The following is an 18197-nucleotide window of genomic DNA, read 5'->3' as shown; positions in this document are numbered from 1 at the left end:
TCGCCTTAACCAATTGGGCGTGGATTTGGCAGGCGTACTAGACCGCTAAACTGTTTGCTGGGATACCAGGAAGTTTGAGTCAAGTTGTCAAAACCAGGAATGCTTTCCATGTGCTTCACCATTCGGGCACGCATTGCTTGATCTGGTAGCGACCCTCTGAGTGCTCCCATATTCTGAGCCACATGATCAGGATTCGTCGTTGCTGGAATCGCTGCTGTAACAGCAGGGTGAGAAATCACATACTTGAGGAAAAACTGTGCCCAGTTCTCGCAGCCTATGTCACGAGCAAAATTCGGCAAGGGTTGCCCTTTCACCAGTTCAAAGAGTCGCGCCTTTTCAAAGGGCATATTTGCTAAGACAGCAACTCCCTGCTCTGCTGCTGCTGGGAGAATTCTTTCCTCGACTCCCCGTTGAAAAATTGAGTACCGCACTTGAACAAAATCCAGATTGCCCTTGTTAATCCATGATTCGATCGCCGGGAAATACAGCGGATCATGATGGGTCACACCCAAATGGCGAATTTTGCCTTCCTGCTTCCAGGCTCGTAGTAGAGGAAGCATCACTTCCACGTTGACCAGACTATGAACCTGCATGACATCGATTTGATTAGCGCTCTGCACAACTCCAAAGGAACCGCGAGATAACCGCTTCAAAGACTGCTCAAATTGTCGCTGTGCTTGACTTCTATCTCCCAGATACTCACCCGTTGCCCAGACTTTGTTGGTAATAAATAGGTTGTTAGTTATGCCCAGCGCTTTGGCAAACTCACCGACATTCACCTCTGACATTCCATAGAGCGGCGAAACATCAATCACGCGCCCTCCACCCTCCCAAAAGCGGCGCATTACTTCTCGAATATTGTCTCGTGGCTGATTTGCCAATACATCAAATGTGAGGAAGGTTCCTAGCCCGATCGCAGGCACTCTTTCTTTGGTACGTGGAATTTCTTTGGTGATTAGTTCTGACGATCGGGTTGGTGTGAGGGGTGATGCTTGCCCCTGTGCTGATCCAGATTCACATCCGTTGAGCGCAAGGGGAATGGCCGCGCTCGCTGCACTCAATCCCATCCATCGAAGGGTCGTGCGACGAGACAGCAATTGCTCTGTGGTTTGATAAGAATGATCAGGGTTCATCCTAACACCTCCTACTGTTGACTTTTTTATTAGCCGTTGCAGATTGATAAGAATCTTTAGCGGCTCAAGTTCATACTAAGAGCAAATTTGAGAGTTGTTATTTCTGATTTTCTATGGCGTAATAGCTGTAGGTTATTACCAAGTCACTCCTATGGAACTCCGCCAACTTAAATACTTCATTACGGTGGCTGAAGAACTACACTTTGGTCGAGCGGCTGAGTCGCTACATCTGAGCCAGCCCGCACTCAGCAAACAAATTCAAGCGCTAGAAGATAGCTTAGAGATTCGACTGCTTGAGCGGACAAAACATTGGGTGCGATTAACGATCGCCGGACAAAAGTTTCTTGAAACTGCATACAAAGTCCTCCGTGAGGTAGAGGAAGGCATTCAGATCACCAAACAAGTCGCAGAAGGACAAGTTGGGCAAGTGAGAATCGGTTTGACGGAGGCAACCTTGTTTAGTCTCGCACCCAAGATTGTTAGACACTATCGAAACAATTATTCTCAGGTTAAATTAATCCTCACCAGTGGCGGAACAGAAGCCCACGTTGAAGCATTACGCACTCACCGAATTGATGTCGGGTTTGTGTATCTTCCCATTCGTGAACCGTCTCTCTCCATCCATCCATTGTTTGAAGAAACCTACGTTGCAGCATTACCCCCTTTCCATCGATTAGCTCGACAAAAACAGATCGCGCTTCAGTCATTGGCAACCGAACCATTAATTTTTTACCCACGATCGCTGGCACCTGTTTTGTATGGAGCCTTCATCAAACACTGTGAGCAAGCTGGATTTGTGCCAAACATTGTGCACGAAGCAGAACTTGCTCAAACTCGCCTAGGGTTGGCAGCGGCGGGAGTTGGCATCACATTTGTGCTTTCTGATATGCAAAATCTAAGTGCAAAAGGTGTTGTTTATCGTCCTTTAATCGGAGATTTTCTGACGCTAAAACTAGCGATAGCCTGGCGACACAATGAGCCTTCGCCTGTCGTATATGAATTTCTTAAAGCGCTTAAAACAATCCAGTAGGAAAGCTGAGTTCAATAATGAGCATTGCTCCTCTCATAGCCATCGTGCCGCAAAATAGTGGTGCAATGTTGTAGAAAATTTAATCACAACACTGCTAGATCTTTAAAGCAGCGACGGGTTAACTCTAGTCGAGCGGCTGGATCTCTTTCATTTTGAATACTAATGTTAGTAGCGAAAAAGTAAACATTCTCTCCTTTCTCTAAGTAACCCACATACCATCCGATTTTTGGCATCACATCATCTGCAACACCGACCCATCCTGTCTTCCCCGTAATGGTATAGTCTGGTGTTTTCTCCATGATCATGATGTCTTTGACAATCGACAGCGATCGCTTAGAGAATGGCAGATCATTCTTGTACAGGCGACGGAGAAACTGAATTTGCTCTTGAGGTGTAATTCGCAGTTTTCCCTGTAGCCAGAACTGATCAATGTCGTCGCTATTACCAATCTTTTGGTTGCCGTAGCCGACTTTGCTCACCCATTGTTGCATTCGATCGTGCCCAACTCGGCGGGCCAAAACTTGGTAAAACCAGATAGCCGAAAGCTTGATTGCCTCTCTCATATTCAAGTCCCGGTTCCATGCCGGAATCTTTCTTGACACTCCATCCCACGTTAAAATAGCAAGCTCATCCGAAATCACTCCGGTTTCTAGCGCAATTAACGAGTTGAGAATCTTAAAGGTTGATGCGGGTAAAAAAGCGGTTGTATTGCGTTGTGGATTATGTTGAAAGACACGATCGCTTTTCGAGTCGTAGATCACGATTGAACCTTCAACCCCCAATTCTTGGAAGTGTCGTCCAAAATCAACAGTTTGAGCAACGCTGACGACAGGTAAAGTCTCAATCTTTGTTTTTGGCAGAGTGAGTGCGGGTTGCATGGTTTGAAATAGAGCAAAAACAATGCAGCTTAACGAGACAAGCGTGATACTGGTAAAACGAACGACTCTGTTCATAGTCCTCCACAAGCTAGTGACTTCTCTGACAGGCTTGAAATACACTGACTAACTCTTGGATTCCGGAGCTTGAAATGCAATTGGCTATCTTCCCCAATGCCAGAAAAATAAGTATGCCATAGTCACTAAAGCTGGTAGCTGCTTGACGAGTGCTCAGGGTAACTTACGAATTCAGGATTCCAAAAATCAAAAGAAACTACAAACTTCTGGCTGGATTAGCTTAATTGCACAACGGGCTGATCTTCGACCAGGGTGCGAGAAGTCAGTAAGTCTTCGACCGTCATGCGAAGAAAGCGCTGATCGTCTACTTGAAACTGGACTTTGATGCGATCGCTCCCCGGCATTCCCAAAGGTTCTAATTCAGCGATGCTGCGAGATCCGTCTCGATCGTTGAGCGGCTGTACCTGGGTTTGACTGCTGGCTAGACTGCGCGTGACTAAGCGATCGCCATCAAAATAAACTTCTGTCTGCGTTGTTTCTGTCCCCAATTCTCCGACGACTAGCTCAATGCTGGGCTGTCGCTCTAGAGAGGCTCCCAACACCAGTTCGACAGGGCTTTCCATTGGGTAGGGCTGTCCCGCTTTGATCAAAGGATGCCAGTTGTGACAGTTGTTGCGCCGATCCCAATAGCGAACGCCATACCCGTGGTAGAGAAAGTCTTTGATTTGAATTCCCTGGCTGAGTTGAAGGGCACCCTGAGCGATCGCTTCAAAGGGTTTTTCACAGCGAATTTTTGCCACCTCAAAATACTGACGCACCCAGCTTTGAACTGAGGGAATTTGCACCGTTCCGCCCACCAACAGCACCGCGTCAATGTCGTTCACACTCAACCCCTGCCGTTTTGCCTGCTGAAGCACCTGATTCATCGCGTCGTCGAGCTTGTCAAAAAACTGATGGTCAGTGAGAACTTGCTCAAACTGCGATCGACTCAGCGATAGGTCATAGCTCTCAAAGGTTTCGTCGTTAAAGTAGACTTCTTGAGCTTGCGTTTGTAGCGAGAGTTGAATTTTGAGGCGTTCGGCTAGACGAGTCGTGAGAGGGGTCGCGGCTAATCCTTGAGTCTGGGTGAAGTGATCGACGAGCCAGTGATCGATGTCTGAGCCGCCTAAATTTTGTCCTGCTTTGGCTAACACTCTCGCCACTTTGGGCCGTTGTCCCGATCGCTCTGCAAATGATTTTTGTCCCCACTTGAGAATAAATCCCAATGGCTTTGCTTGCGTCTGGGGGTCTAGCTGTACGAGTGAAAGATCCAGCGTTCCGCCGCCAAAATCGATGACGAGCAGCGTTTGGCGATCTGTTCCAGTTACCCGCAAGGGGTCGCTCAATCCATATCCCAAAGCTGCGGCCGTCGGCTCATCCAGCATTCTCACCTGATCGATTTCTAGCGACTGACAAACGCGCCCCAACCAGAGACGATACGCTTCAAAACTGTCTACCGGAACGGTGAAAACCAGCGATTCAGACACCTCCGGATCAGTAATTTTTAATTGACGAATAACCTGCGTCAAAAACCACTCGCCCACCTGCTCAAAGCTCACCGTCTGACCATCCAATTCGGGTAAAAATCCTTGAATATTGGAGCCAATGCCTCGTTTGAAATTGCGAAAAAATCGCGAATCACTGGAGAGATCGAGGGCCCGATCGCGCACCTGTTGCCCCACCAAAACCTTGCCCTCCGCCGCATTTTCGACATAAACCAGGCTCGGAATCAACGGGGGACTCTGCCCCATCCGCAGCGAAACGCCGGACAAAGAGAGGGTTTCTGGCTGCTGGGTGGCACGATTCCAGCGAGTGATGACGGTGTTACTCGTTCCAAAGTCAATGGCATAGGTCATCGGTAGTGAGATGCGCTAAGGGGACTAAATTTTTGTTTCAAGATCGTACCAAAAGAGCGAAGCATCCTGAATTCTCCTATGGAAATGTCTTCTCGATCGTGTCGCTTTTTTGCTGAGTTCGGGTTAGTTTGCTCCTGTTTTTTGACCTGCCAATCGGTGCGTCTGCTGATATTTTTAGCAACTTCTTGACAAGCTTTCCGGCTCAAAGTTCATTTGTGGTGAAGAATTTAAGCAACCAATCAACGCTACAATCGCTCCGTAGTTTCTCAGTGCATTTTCGGTGCATTCATCGTGCAAAGTAGAACAAAGTCCTCTAGAGTCTTCTGTAGAAGTGGCCTTTTTTAAGAGAATTAGTGTCAACCTTGACTGCTAATTTTCGACGGTTACCGTAAAAATGGAGCTTATCTGCATTCAATTTATCAGCATTGTTGGTTCGATCGCTTCGTGTCTAAAAATCCCTGATGTGACGATGGCTATATGACTGTTGAAGAAGCCTTGGCTCTTTTGGATAAATTATTGGCTCCCAATCGCTTGAGTACGATTCAAGAACTTGTGTTTCGGCAATGCTGGGAAGGGCTGACTTATCAACAAATTGCAGAAGCCGCTGGCTACGATGCTGACTATGTGCGGGTGATTGGGTCGCGGCTGTGGCAGTCCTTGTCCGAAGTGCTGGGGGAGCGCACTAGCAAAAATAATCTGCGATCGGTTCTACGTCAGCATGTTTCGGGTCAAGTCAGTCAGTCTGAGCCGCCCTACACCGATGATTTTCCGGGCAGTCCTTTGCGCTTAGATGCTCCGTTTTACATTGCGCGACCCCCGATGGAAGAGCAGGCTTATGCAGAAATTCTCAAACCGGGTGCCTTGATTCGGATTCGGGCCCCCGAAAAATGGGGCAAAACGTCTCTAATGAATCGAATTTTGTCTCAAGCGATCGACCAGAACTATGCAGTGGTGCGGTTAAACTTTCAGCAGGCAGATAGCGAAATTTTGGCGGATCTCGATCGCTTGCTGCGCTGGTTTTGTACCAACATTACTCAACAACTTCAGCTAGAGCCGAGATTAGATGATTATTGGGTGACTGATCTGGGCAGTAAAGTCAGTTGTGCAACTTATTTGCAGGGATATATTTTGACCCAGGTGACCAGCCCGCTTGTGATTGCGATGGATGATGTGCAACGACTGTTTGAGTATCCGGCGATCGCTCAAGATTTTCTCCCTTTATTGCGGGTTTGGCATGAAGAAGCAAAAAATTTGGCGAGTTGGGCCAGACTGCGATTGCTGGTCGTTTATTCTACAGAAGTTTACATTCCGCTGAGCTTTCATCAGTCTCCATTTAATGTCGGATTGCCGCTTCGGTTACAAAAGTTTAGTCTTGCCCAAGCTCAAGAGTTTGCACTTCTATATGGGTTTGATCAGCCTAAAATGCAGAGTCTGACTCGGTTATGGCTGATGGTCAACGGGCATCCTTATCTATTGCATTTGGCATTTTATTGCATGAGTCTGGGTGAGTTTAGTATTGAGGCGTTGTTAGAAGATGCCTCTACTCAAACTGGAATTTATAGCGATCATTTACGGGGATATCTAGCCATTCTACAAAGCCGTCCTATGTTAGCCGCCGCTTTTCGATCGGTCATTCTCTCAACCGATCCGGTAGAAATTGACGCGATCACGGCCTACAAATTAGAGAGTATGGGATTAGTTAATTTGTCGGGCAATCAAGCAATGGCTAGCTGTGATTTATATCAGCGATATTTCCGCGATCGTTTGGATCAGTTCTAAGGGATGAATTGGAAATTAGGTACACTAAGATGTCTTTCTGTGGTATGCCTTCATAACCTGCACTGAATTGAGATGACCACTTTTCTTACAGACTCCACGGATATTACCAGAATTCATTTTTCCTCAAGGCTGACCGTTAAACAGCGCAGTGAATTGGGTCAGTTTTTGACTCCTGCTCCAATTGCTCGTTTTATGGCAGGACAATTTAGCAGGCTGGCGGGTCATATAAATTTGCTAGATCCGGGGGCAGGAGTTGGCTCGTTAACGACCGCTTTTGTAGAGCGCTTATTGGTGAGTTCTGATCAAATTAAAAGCTGCCGCATCACAGCATATGAAGTTGAGCCAAGTTTTTTGCCATCCTTGAATCAATGTCTGACAGAATGCTGCAATGCTTTAGAAAACAGAGGGATTAAAGCAAATTATTGCTTATATGAAAAGAGCTTTATAGAAGCTGCGGTTGAAGTAAACTTACCTCTATTTCCTGAGTCTACTACTCAGTTTACTCATGCAATTCTAAATCCTCCCTATAAAAAGATTAATCGTCGATCGATAGACAAGAAAATTCTCTCAAGTCTTGGAGTCGAGACAGTCAATCTTTATAGTGCATTTGTCTGGCTTGCTATGGTACAACTTGCTAATGGTGGAGAGATGGTCGCGATCACGCCAAGAAGCTTTTGTAACGGCACGTATTTTCGTCCTTTTCGTAGAGCGCTTCTAAAAGAGATGGGGCTTAGAAAAATTCATGTATTTAAGAGTCGGTCGGCCGCTTTTGTAGACGATGATGTGCTACAAGAAAATATTATCTTTTACGCAGCTAAAACAAACCTTAAGCCTAATCTTATAGAGGTCACAACTCACTCTGGAGATAGATTAGATGAGTTCTCAGAAACAAGGCTTGTTCCTAATAGCGCAGTGATTGAAATAGATGACCCTGAGCAATTTATTCATATTATTACAAACTCCCTTGAAGACGCATTGAGAGTACAGATGGATCAATTGCCCTGTACTTTAGATGAGTTGGGTTTAGATGTGTCAACGGGCCCAGTTGTAGATTTTCGCTTAAAGTCAGCTTTGAGGAGTTATTTGAACGAGACGAGTGTTCCGTTGATTTACCCAGAATCTATAAAAGCAAAGAAAATTTTGTTTCCACCCAAAAATCCTCGCAAGGCGATCGCAATTGAACAAAATTTGGAAACGCAGAAATGGCTGATCCAGAGAGGGTGGTATGTTTTGACGAAGCGGTTTTCGGCTAAAGAAGAGAAGCGTCGCGTCGTAGCGGCTGTCTGTTCTCCGATGAATCAACCACTCCTAGGAATAGAGAACCACCTCAACTACTTCCATGCCAAAGGAGAAGGGATGAATCCTGACCTTGCACGAGGGTTAGCGGCATTTCTTAATTCAACACTATTTGATCACTACTTCCGTCAATTTAGTGGTCATACACAAATTAATGCAACAGATCTACGTAGAATCAAATACCCTTGTAAGAATGATTTGATGTTTTTGGGGAGCCAAGTCAATGATTCTATATCCGAATCCAATCAAGAGAAGCTCGATCAGCTTGTTCATACAACTCTGTCTATTATGAGCGAAGCAACTAATGCAATTCAGGCTAGTAAACGTATTGAGGAAGCACTTGCGATTCTCAAAGAGATTTCTGCCCCTAGAGAGCAGCAGAATGAACGTTCAGCACTTTGCTTATTAGCACTGGCAGATGTGCGCCCCACAACTTCCTGGCATCAAGCAACAGACCCAAAACGCCGAATTACTGAAATGATGGATTGGTTTCGTGAGTACTATGGCAAACAATACGCGCCCAATACACGAGAAACAGTACGACGACAAACAATGCACCAATTTGTCCAGATGGGGTTAGTGATTGAGAATCCTGATCGCCCCGATCGTCCCATCAACAGCCCCAAGTGGTGTTATCAGCTTCATCAACAAACGTGCGCTCTGCTTCGATCTTATGGCTCTGAACAATGGGAAGAGGCTCGTCAGAGTTATGCAGCATTAGTCAAAAACGTATTGCAGGACAGAGCGCGAAACATACCGCTGATTCCTGTCAATTTGCCCAATGGTCAGGCAATTCAGCTTTCGTCCGGTGGACAGAGCCTTTTGATAAAAGATATTTTAGAGAAATTTTGTCCCAGATTTACGCCTGGAGGCATTGTGTTGTATGTTGGTGATGCTGGAAATAAGTTTATTGTTAATGAAACTCAGCGGCTTCGAGAAATTGGGGTTGAACTAGATCCTCACGGTAAGATGCCAGATCTGGTCGTGCATTATGAAGAGCAAGGCTGGCTTGTATTGGTAGAAGCGGTCATCAGCCACGGCCCAGTTAACTTAAAGCGCCGTAATGAGTTGAAGCGGCTTTTTCAGTCAAGTCGTGAGGGACTAGTTTTTGTGACGGCTTTCCCCAGCCGTAAGGAAATGACTCGATATCTTGCTGAGATTTCTTGGGAAACAGAAGTTTGGGTGGCTGACCAACCAGATCATATGATTCATTTTAACGGAGAGAGATTTCTCGGCCCTTATGAAGAACCAGGGGATCGTTCTTAATCGGTTGTGACAGCCAGATAGCGCCTTACTTTTAGTTCATGCCGTCGCAGGCGTGGCGATCGCTCTCTCGCACAGGCATTTGTAAATAGGTTGAAACCTGCTGACAGGCAGTTGAAAGCAAGCGATCGGACTTAAGATTTTGGGCATTGACACCTTGAGAGAGCAGTGCCGCAACGCGAGATTTGAGAGCGTCATGACCGTCGATTTTTTGCAGCAACCGTTCTGCTTTGATGGCCTGCACCAGTGCTTCGGGTTTGCGATTTAGCGCGTACAAACTTTCAGAAGACAGAACGATCGCTTCGACTTCAGACAAGACCGATCGCTGAGAGGCTTGAAAAGCAGCTATTCCTAACAATGTCGAGATCACAAATGCAACGCTAACCATTGCTAAAAGAATGCGCTGTTGAGTGGCTTGTTTGCTGACCTGAGTGAGACGTTGAATTGCTTGATCGTGCTGGTTGCTGGTTGCTAAAAATCGGATATCTGCATCGCTCAAAGATTTCCCCTCGGCCCACTGTTGGGCCGTTTGTAGGGCTGATCCCTGAAGTAGATAGGTCGCATCACTTGTTCTAAGCCATTCCTGAATCGCAGTGGCGTAGGGGCGCTGTTGTAAAAGCTGATGTCTGACCCATTGTTGATCAAAGATTGTTTTGTAAATCAGATTGCGAATTACTAAATCATCATTTTGTTGAACGATGAGTCCAGAAAGTAATAATTCTATTTGTTCTTTGCTGTTGTCTAGTTTGATCTTACCCTGTTGTAAAATCTTTTCGTACTGACGAAGTAACTGGATTGAGAATTGTTCGTTTTTGAGTAAGCGATCGCGAATCGTTCTTAAATGGATTGGTTCATCCTGGGTTTCCCAGTGGTTGAGAATGTGTTGGTGAACGATCGTGCTGATCAAGTCTGAGGGTGTGACGTGAATGGCTGACTGATCCGATTTGGACACCGACTGATGAATTAATCGACAAAGTTTTTGAGTCAAGAAGGGTTGTCCGTTTGTCCATTCAAACACCTCTGCCAGCGTTGCTCGTCCATCTGCAACCATTCCTTCTAGACCTTGCGCCAGAGCTAATGTATCCTCAAACTGCAAGTCAGTCAGCGCGATCGCCTGACCCAAATTAAATGGCGTGCGAGTGCGATCGCGAATCAAATCAGCCGGGGTCGCCACTCCAAACAAAGCCACGGTTAAGCGACGGTATTCTGGCCGTTCTGCCCGATGATTGTAGAACGATCGCAGCAGCGCAAAAAAATCGTCGAGCGAAAAGTTTAATTGCAAAACGCTGTCGATTTCATCAATAAAGATAAAAATTTTGTCTCCAGACACCTGCGCCAACAGCACCTCTTCCACAAAGCGACTAAACTGCTGTACCGGAGACAGTCCGGCTTGTGCCTGCCACCAGTCATTAAAGTTGACACTTGCTAATAGATCAAATCCTCGCCAGAGTTCTGCGGCGACTCCTTTGTACCATTGCTGAGGCGTGACGGTTTCGCTGCCAACATTCGTCAAGTCGATCGACACACAGCGAAAGCCCGCTTGCTCTAATCGCGATCGCGTCCGCACCCGCAGGCTAGACTTGCCCATCTGACGCGCATTCAGCACATAGCAAAAGTTGCCCGCTAGCAGCGATTCAAACAGATCTTCATCCGCCTGCCGCATAACATAGCTGGGCGCATCTGCACTGAGACTGCCCCCGACTTGATAGCTATAAACGGCTGGTGCAGACTGTCGAATTGCTCGCTCTGTCTGGTGTCGAGTCAGCGCAACTTCGATCGTCGCCCGCAGATTTTGCGTCTCGATCGGTTTGACCAGATAGCCAAAAGGCTGCACCGTCTTCACTAATTGAAGCGTTGTCTCGTCTGCATGAGCCGTGAGAAACACCACAGGCAGATCAAACTGCGATCGCATCACAGCCGCCGTCGAGACCCCATCCATTGACCCTTTGAGGCGAATATCCATCAAAACCAGGTCGGGTGAGTTTTCAGCCACTTTTTCGAGGGCATCTGGGGCCCGATCGACGATCGCCACCACTTCATAGCCCAATTGCACCAATCGCTGTTTGATATCCAATGCGATCAAACGCTCGTCTTCTACAATCAAAATTTTTGGAGCCATTGGTCACAAATGGTTAACAGTTGGCAGTTTGCACGGAATGACTTGATCGCTAACCGCTCCAACGCAGTACCGGAACTGGAAACACAATTTGGAAAGCTGTGCCGTTTTCTCGATTGACAATCAGCCTGCCTTCTAGCTGCTCAGTCAGCGCACAGACAACCTGTAGCCCAAGCGAATCGGTATTGTGTACATCGACTGCGATCGGCATTCCGACACCGTTGTCTTGCACGGTTAGCATATATTGCTGATCAGAAGAGTCATCAAGTTGACGATCGGGGTGAGCATCAGAATAGGGAGAAAACTGAATTGTAATTTCACCGAGGCGATCTTTTTGAAACGCATACTTAATCGCATTAGAAACCAGTTCGTTAATCATTAACCCACAGGGAATTGCAATATCAATATCTAACTCAACGGCCACGACATCAACCTTAAACTGAATACGAGAAGGATTGGTGCACAACGACTGAAACAAGCTGGCAGCCAGGTTTTTTACATAGGTTGAGAAGTTAATTTTGGCTAGATTGTTGGCTCGATAAAGCTGCTCATGAATCAGCGCCATTACTTTAATTCGCTGCTGACTTTCTTGAAACGGCTCTAGAATTTGAGGATCATGAATCGCGCTGGCTTGCAGATTGAGCAAACTGGACACTAGCTGCATATTGTTTTTAACTCGATGGTGAATTTCTTGCAGCAAAACTTCTTTTTCGCGCAACGACGATCGCAGCCGCGCTTCTGCAAACTGACGATCGCCCAATTCAATCTGCACCTGTTGATAAAGGTCGGCTTGCTGAATGGCGATCGAGAGTTGGTCAGCAATCTGTTGCAGCAGTTCGATTTCTCCTGGCTGCCACTGGCGCGGTTTGCACTGATGAGCCACCAGCAGTCCCCATAGCGCCTCTTTTTGCACGATCGGCACCACCAACCTGGCCCGCACTCCTAACGCTTTCAAAAAGTTTGTCAGATCAGGCGAAACGGACTCTTGCTCCAGATCATTTAAAACATGAATCTGCCCCTGAAGGTAGGCGGGATGGCGCTCAATCGGCAGAAACTTAGGTGGGTAAACCCTGTCTAGAATAGAGGTACAGTCCGCCACCGCCTCTGAGATAGCTGCGATCTGTCCATCTGCAAAAATCCGATAAATCAACACCCGATCGGCATACACCACCTGTTGAATCTCATTCACCGTTCTGTGTAAAATCTCTTTGAGATCTAGAGACGCTCGAATCCGCTCAGTGATCGATGAAATGAGTCGTTCGCGTTCTACTTGTTGTTGAAGTGCAATCTCAGACTGTTTGCGAGTGGTCGTGTCAATACTCATTCCCACCATTTTGATGGCCTGCCCCTGCTCGTTGTAGATATATGCGCCTCGTGACTGACACCAGTGGATCGTGCCATCTTGCCAAATGATCCGAAACTCTGCCTCAAAGAGCGATCGCTGCTCTAGCGCCAATTGGTGTGCTCGATCGATCTGATGAAAATCGTCAGGATGGACACAATTTTGGAACAGTTCATAGGTGGGAGAGGCGATAATTTTGCCGCCATTGTGATCAAAAACGTTTCCCTGACCGTCGTTATAAACGTCAAACATGGCATAGATTTCGGGTGACCAATACTCGACGTTGGTGACCAGATCCCATTCCCAGGTGCCAATGCGAGCCGCCGAAATCGCCAATTGTAGTTGAGCCGATCGCTCCTGAACCCGATCTTCCAATTCTTGATTAAGCTGTTGTAGCTCAGACTCGACCCGCTTGCGGTCTGCCAGATCTTGTTGGGTCTGCTGATAGAGATTGGCTTGCTGAATGGCGATCGCTAACTGGTCAGCAACGGTTTGGGCGAGGTCGGCTTGCTCGTCCGTCCAGGCATGGCTGCGTTGAGTTTTAGAGCTGAGACTACCCCAGAGGACTCCCCCCACGACTAGCGGCACCAGCAGCCACGCCCCTGGCACTTTTTGGGCAACTTCTCGATTGATCTCGTCGTCGATTTGGTCTGTATCAGACACGCGCACGACTTCAAATCGCCGCAACTGATCGGCTAAGGGATTGCCCACATCTGGTATTTCTAGCCCGATCGTATTTAATATGTCTGGCGACTTGCGATATTCAGCCACATGTCGCCAACACTGTCGCTCTGGAAAATACTGCACCAGCACCGTCCGTTCGGCGTTGAGAAGTTGTGCAATTTCGGCAGTCGCGGCCGCAAAAATAGTCGGCAAATCAAGAGACTGACGAATCGTTTGCACCACTCGATTTAAGGCCTGCGATCGCTGTGCTTGCTGTTGAGTTTGGCAATAGAGTTGACTTTGTTGAATCGCAATGCCGACCTGATTGGCAAGCTGCTGAAGGAGTTCGGTTTCAAACGCTGACCACTGACGCGGACGATCGCACTGATGAGCAATCAACAATCCCCAGAGCTTATCGGCTTGCAGCACAGGCACGACGAGATTGGAGCGCACATCAAACTGCTGCAAAAACTCAACGTGACAGGGCTGAATGTCGGCGGCTGTAATATCGGCAATGCTGCTAATGCGCCCCTGGCGATAGTGCTGCGTATAGTTTGGAAAACAGGGATCAGAGATCTCTTCACCCAGCGTGACGCGCCAGCCCGCAACGACGGCTTCTTCGACAACCTTACCGGAACCGTTGGGCAACAGTTGATAAAGCAATACGCGATCGGCATTGAGAATCCGCTGTACCTCTGTGACCGTCGTTCTCAAAATCTCTTCAAGCTGGAGCGACTGACGAATTTTTTGGGTAACTTCTGCAAAAAGCTGCGATCGCTGAATCTGTTGTCGCAGGGCTTCTTCAATCTGTTTCCGTTCGCTGATATCGACTTCAACCGCTGTGACAATCCAGCAATCCTGTTCGTGATCTCTGCGTGAGGTCAAATGGGTCGAAATCCAGCGGATACTTCCATCTTGATGACGAAACCGATACTCAAAGCTGGCGGCGCGTTCGGCTAGAATATGGTCAAATCCTGGTTTCAGTACAGTCTCCCAATCTTCTGTCCAGACATTTGCCGTCCACAAGGTTTGATCAACCAGCAACTCTTGAGCCGTGTAGCCAAAAATAATCTCACAGCCTGCCGACCAGTAATCATATTGCCAGGTGCGATCGGCAAATACTCGCAGACTGGTAATCGAGGCGACGGCACTATCTAAGACGTGACTAAGTTGAGCCTGAGAAGCCCGCAAATGAGACTCTAGCTGTTGTCGTGCGTCAATTTCGGCGGCTAATTCTTGCTCGCGGCGGTTGAGCTTTGCAGTGCGTTCTGCAACTCGCTGTTCTAGTTCGGCGTTGAGGGTGAGCGTTCGCGCTTCTGCCTGCTTGAGGCGAGTAATGTCGATCGCGGTTCCCAAAATTTGCTGAGGAATGCCTTCAGCGTCATGACCAAACACACAGTTACGGCTACAGAGCCAGCGCCATTCGCCGTTTGCGTGCTTCATCCGATATTCGGTTTCAAAAAATCCTCCATCTTTTGTGGTCAACAATTGTTTTAGCCCGATCGCCACCTGCACAAAATCATCTGGATGAATCAGCAACTCAAACAACTGAGATCCCATCGCTTGAATCTCTGGCGACGAGTAGCCCAGAATGTCGCTAATGCGCTGATTGACATAAAGATTTCGACATTCTTTCTCATCGTAGAGATATAGAATTGCCGCCGTTGCTTCGGCCATTTGCTCAAACATCGCCATTCTCATTGGGGTGCGAGACAGATATAGGACGGGTCAGGTCGCCCCCAACAAGAACTCTGGAAGTAGTGAGACAGGCGATCGGGCGAGCGTAAAGAGCATTAATTTGAATCGATGTACTTTTTCCAGAGTTGAGCGAGATTTTCGACCTGACTACGCTTTTCTGGAATGATACAGTACATATGCCGGGGTCGGCCGCGCCCTTCAAGTCTTTGCCAATAAGCGGTGACAACTTGTTCTTGTTCGAGCGATCGAATACAGCGATACAGTACGGTGTCAGACAAGCGATAGTTGGGATAACGCTGCTCTAGCGACTTCATCAACTCAGAGCCATACGAATCTCCCTGAAGCAAGACAGAAAGCACATAGCAGGTGGCTAACTCTGGATTGAGATAGGTAGGCGGAGGGCAGTTAAAGAATTGATAAATATCTTCGAGTTGCATCGTAAATCCTCACTGGAACACAACAAGTCATTGATCTGAGTGAAAAGTGAAACCCAAACGCGAACGGACGGTAATCATGAGTAGGAATGCCAGCCATAACAGTTTGAAATGCTACAGCCGGCCGCTTTCGTGCTCTAATGACTAACCAAGAACACGGTGTATAAACAATGTTGAGAAGTTTTAATACACCCGTTTTCTTAACCAATAGACTACACAAAGCAATACTTTTGTGTCTGTGAGAAAAAGTAAGTAGTTTCATTACATAACTTCAAAATCTACGGATTAGAGGCTTGTTGAAGGCAGATTTTCACCAGTTTTGTAACCCTTATTCACAGGTTAATCAACTTTGCTGTCGAAATTCGTCATTTTCGATCGTATTCTCATAGGCTGAAAGTAGACAGAATCCAGTTAAGCGGGCAGTGTCTCCAAAACCAGTGATTTTGACTTAAAAAACACACCACAGCGAGGTATGAACCATGTCTGAGCATCATGCCGCTAAATTCTTTAAATCTGTAAAGCAAGACCAAGCGCTTAAAGCAAGACAGCAAGCGACGAGTGACCCCAAGGCTTTTATTCAGATGGCTGCCGATCGGGGCTACTATTTCAGTGAAGATGCCTTAGAAAGTCAACTCGATCGCTTGTCTGAAGATGAGTTAGCTGCGCTGTTTAATCCAGGGGTGGGCGGTCGTCAGCGATTGGTGCCCCGGTAGGGGTGAGGGTTTGTCTTCGATGATCTGTTCCCCCTGGGGGGTAATCCGCTTCGCGAGAGGGATGAAAAAATCTGTTGGTTCAGGGTGTTAATGTCCCTCTCTCTATCCTTAAATAATTACTTTAGATGATTAGACAATTAACGTTGAATGGCTTCTTTATCTGTGTTTTCCGGTTTCTTTACCAACGCTTCATCTAGTTCTCGTTAAGATCAATTCTCACAAGCTGGTGTATTGAGGTCAGCAAGATGAGAAAAATGATCGTGCGGATGTTGTTTGTGTTGGCGATGATGCTGGCGGTGGTGCCGTCTTGTGCGGCAAATTATGCGGCAGCTCCGGTGGGCAAAGCAGATTACTATGTTGCGGCTAATGGCTCCGATCAGGGAAAGGGCACTCAAGCGGCTCCCTGGCGATCGGTGAATAAAGCGTTGTCTTCTGTGCCGCCTAATCAAGGGAAAACAATTCTTGTGGGGGCTGGAACCTTTGACTTGGGGGGTGATGTAGCGGTGCCGTCGGGCATTCATCTCAAAGGGTCAGGGGTCAATCGCACCACGATTCAAGGCGGGTTGAAGATACTTCAGACGAAGAATGTGACGATCGACCAGCTTAAACTTGATGGCAAACGTCAGGCTTATCGGCTGGCCCTATGGATTTTGGATGCCGATCGACTGAGTTTGCATGATCTGATCATCAATGGCTATCGAGAAGATGCGCTGTCGATCCAACGGGCGAAAAATGGCGAAATCTACAACATCGTCATGACGGACAATTCCTATAATCGTTGGGTCGCTGGGGGAGGCGGCAAACAAACCGCAACGATGACGATCGCTGACCTGACTGATTTTAAGATTCATGATCTTGACATTGATAGTCGAGCGCGCGGCGGATCGGGCATTGTTTCCTATAGCGATCAGTGGAACAAAGATCGACCCTGGGAAGGCCCCAATGCTATTCTCAAAAACGTCAAGTTTTATAATCTGGATATTAAAGTCGATCACTGGCACGCCTATGGAAGTGGCTCGTCTCCACAACTAACGTTTGAACTGTGGCATCAGACTTGTCAGAACTGCGAACTCTCTAATTCAAAGTTTAATAGTACGATTTCACTGGTGACTCCTGATACAACTAAGCTGCGGGTGCATCACAATCTTTGGAGTAGTACTGACAATCCGTTTTATGCTTGCGAAGCGGATAGCGATAACTTGGAATTTGATCATAACTATGTGCGCGGGGGGATTTATCCGATCGCAATGTTTGGCCCTGGAAAGAAGAATCTCACGGTGCATCACAACATTTTTGAGAAGACAGGTGGCCCGACGCTGGTAGTGCATTTTTTGGGTCGAATGCCCAATTTCAAGTTCTACAACAACACCGTTTACGCGGACTCTAAGACGCGATTGTTCTACTATGAAAAGGGAGAAACTCCGGATCAAGAGATTCGCAACAACATTTTCTATAACTCGGTCAGGAATGCAGGGGATGTGTTGAATGCAAAAGTTGGTGTGCGAAACAATTTGTTCTACAACATTAAACCTGTGGGAACTAATGCCATGAGCTTTGACCCTCAACTCGCCCGGACTGGCAATCAACCGACACTCTACTTTCGACCCAGAAACAAGCGCGTCACAGATCTGGGAGCCATCAAGATCGATACACCGGGACAAACGATCGGTCAATAAATCCACGTCAATGTAAATTCGACAAAGTTCTTCGCTTTAGTTGCAGAGTTGGGTTGCTTCCTAAACTCCCCAATTCTGCTTATCATTACCAAGACCTCCTGAGAGGAAGTTTCAAAAGTCTTTTGTTGTAAGGATAGAGACTCGGAGATCCCCGCTGCCTCCCTTAAAAAGACATCAGTTCGATAAACTTTTTCGCTTCGTCGCCAGGGAATTCGCCCCCTAAATCCCCCATTCTGAGGGACTTTGAATCAGCATAATTTCTTTGA

At 47.2% G+C, this 18197-nt stretch carries 11 protein-coding genes; 5 read left to right on the top strand and 6 right to left on the bottom strand.

What is annotated here, in order from left to right; all coding sequences use genetic code 11:
• Positions 1-5 precede the first annotated feature (5 nt).
• Positions 6-1133, bottom strand: a complete 1128-nt coding sequence (locus ACKFKF_RS25135) for an aldo/keto reductase (RefSeq protein ID WP_446857762.1) — start codon at positions 1131-1133, stop codon at positions 6-8.
• Positions 1134-1284: 151 nt separating this feature from the next.
• On the opposite strand from ACKFKF_RS25135, the gene ACKFKF_RS25130 reads away from it, so the two are divergent.
• Positions 1285-2163 (top strand): LysR family transcriptional regulator, encoded by an 879-nt coding sequence (locus ACKFKF_RS25130; protein ID WP_446870188.1) that lies wholly within the window; start codon positions 1285-1287, stop codon positions 2161-2163.
• A gap of 83 nt (positions 2164-2246) precedes the next feature.
• On the opposite strand, the gene blaOXA is transcribed toward ACKFKF_RS25130, so the two are convergent.
• Positions 2247-3116, bottom strand: coding sequence for a class D beta-lactamase (gene blaOXA, locus ACKFKF_RS25125; protein WP_446870187.1), 870 nt, complete (start codon positions 3114-3116; stop codon positions 2247-2249).
• Positions 3117-3331: 215 nt separating this feature from the next.
• Positions 3332-4951, bottom strand: coding sequence for an Hsp70 family protein (locus tag ACKFKF_RS25120; protein WP_446870186.1), 1620 nt, complete (start codon positions 4949-4951; stop codon positions 3332-3334).
• Positions 4952-5428: 477 nt separating this feature from the next.
• Here ACKFKF_RS25120 and ACKFKF_RS25115 point away from each other — a divergent pair, with 477 nt between their 5' ends.
• Together ACKFKF_RS25115 and ACKFKF_RS25110 are read left to right on the top strand one after the other, a co-directional pair.
• The gene (locus tag ACKFKF_RS25115; protein ID WP_446870185.1) at positions 5429-6730 is read left to right on the top strand and encodes an AAA-like domain-containing protein; all 1302 of its coding nucleotides are present in this window, start codon (positions 5429-5431) and stop codon (positions 6728-6730) included.
• 72 nt (positions 6731-6802) lie between these two features.
• Entirely contained in the window at positions 6803-9292 is a 2490-nt protein-coding gene (locus ACKFKF_RS25110) for a BsuBI/PstI family type II restriction endonuclease (protein ID WP_446870184.1), read from the top strand.
• Positions 9293-9323: 31 nt separating this feature from the next.
• On the opposite strand, the gene ACKFKF_RS25105 is transcribed toward ACKFKF_RS25110, so the two are convergent.
• From ACKFKF_RS25105 to ACKFKF_RS25095, 3 genes are all read right to left on the bottom strand, one after another.
• Positions 9324-11408: an AAA-like domain-containing protein gene (locus tag ACKFKF_RS25105; protein ID WP_446870183.1), complete on the bottom strand. Its 2085-nt coding sequence runs from the start codon at positions 11406-11408 to the stop codon at positions 9324-9326.
• A 49-nt stretch (positions 11409-11457) separates the two neighbouring features.
• Complete coding sequence (locus ACKFKF_RS25100) at positions 11458-15099, bottom strand: GAF domain-containing protein (protein WP_446870182.1); 3642 nt, start codon at positions 15097-15099, stop codon at positions 11458-11460.
• Between the two features lie 104 nt (positions 15100-15203).
• Positions 15204-15545 carry a PadR family transcriptional regulator gene (locus ACKFKF_RS25095; protein ID WP_446857755.1) on the bottom strand — a complete coding sequence of 114 codons (342 nt, stop codon included), beginning with the start codon at positions 15543-15545 and terminating at the stop codon, positions 15204-15206.
• A 476-nt stretch (positions 15546-16021) separates the two neighbouring features.
• On the opposite strand from ACKFKF_RS25095, the gene ACKFKF_RS25090 reads away from it, so the two are divergent.
• Both ACKFKF_RS25090 and ACKFKF_RS25085 read left to right on the top strand, forming a co-directional pair.
• Positions 16022-16255 (top strand): Nif11-like leader peptide family natural product precursor, encoded by a 234-nt coding sequence (locus ACKFKF_RS25090; RefSeq protein WP_446857754.1) that lies wholly within the window; start codon positions 16022-16024, stop codon positions 16253-16255.
• A gap of 245 nt (positions 16256-16500) precedes the next feature.
• Positions 16501-17931 (top strand): hypothetical protein, encoded by a 1431-nt coding sequence (locus tag ACKFKF_RS25085; protein WP_446870181.1) that lies wholly within the window; start codon positions 16501-16503, stop codon positions 17929-17931.
• Positions 17932-18197 lie beyond the last annotated feature (266 nt).

The sequence above is a fragment of the Phormidesmis sp. 146-12 genome, from assembly GCF_052939495.1.
This window is presented reverse-complemented; position numbering and strand designations above follow the sequence as displayed.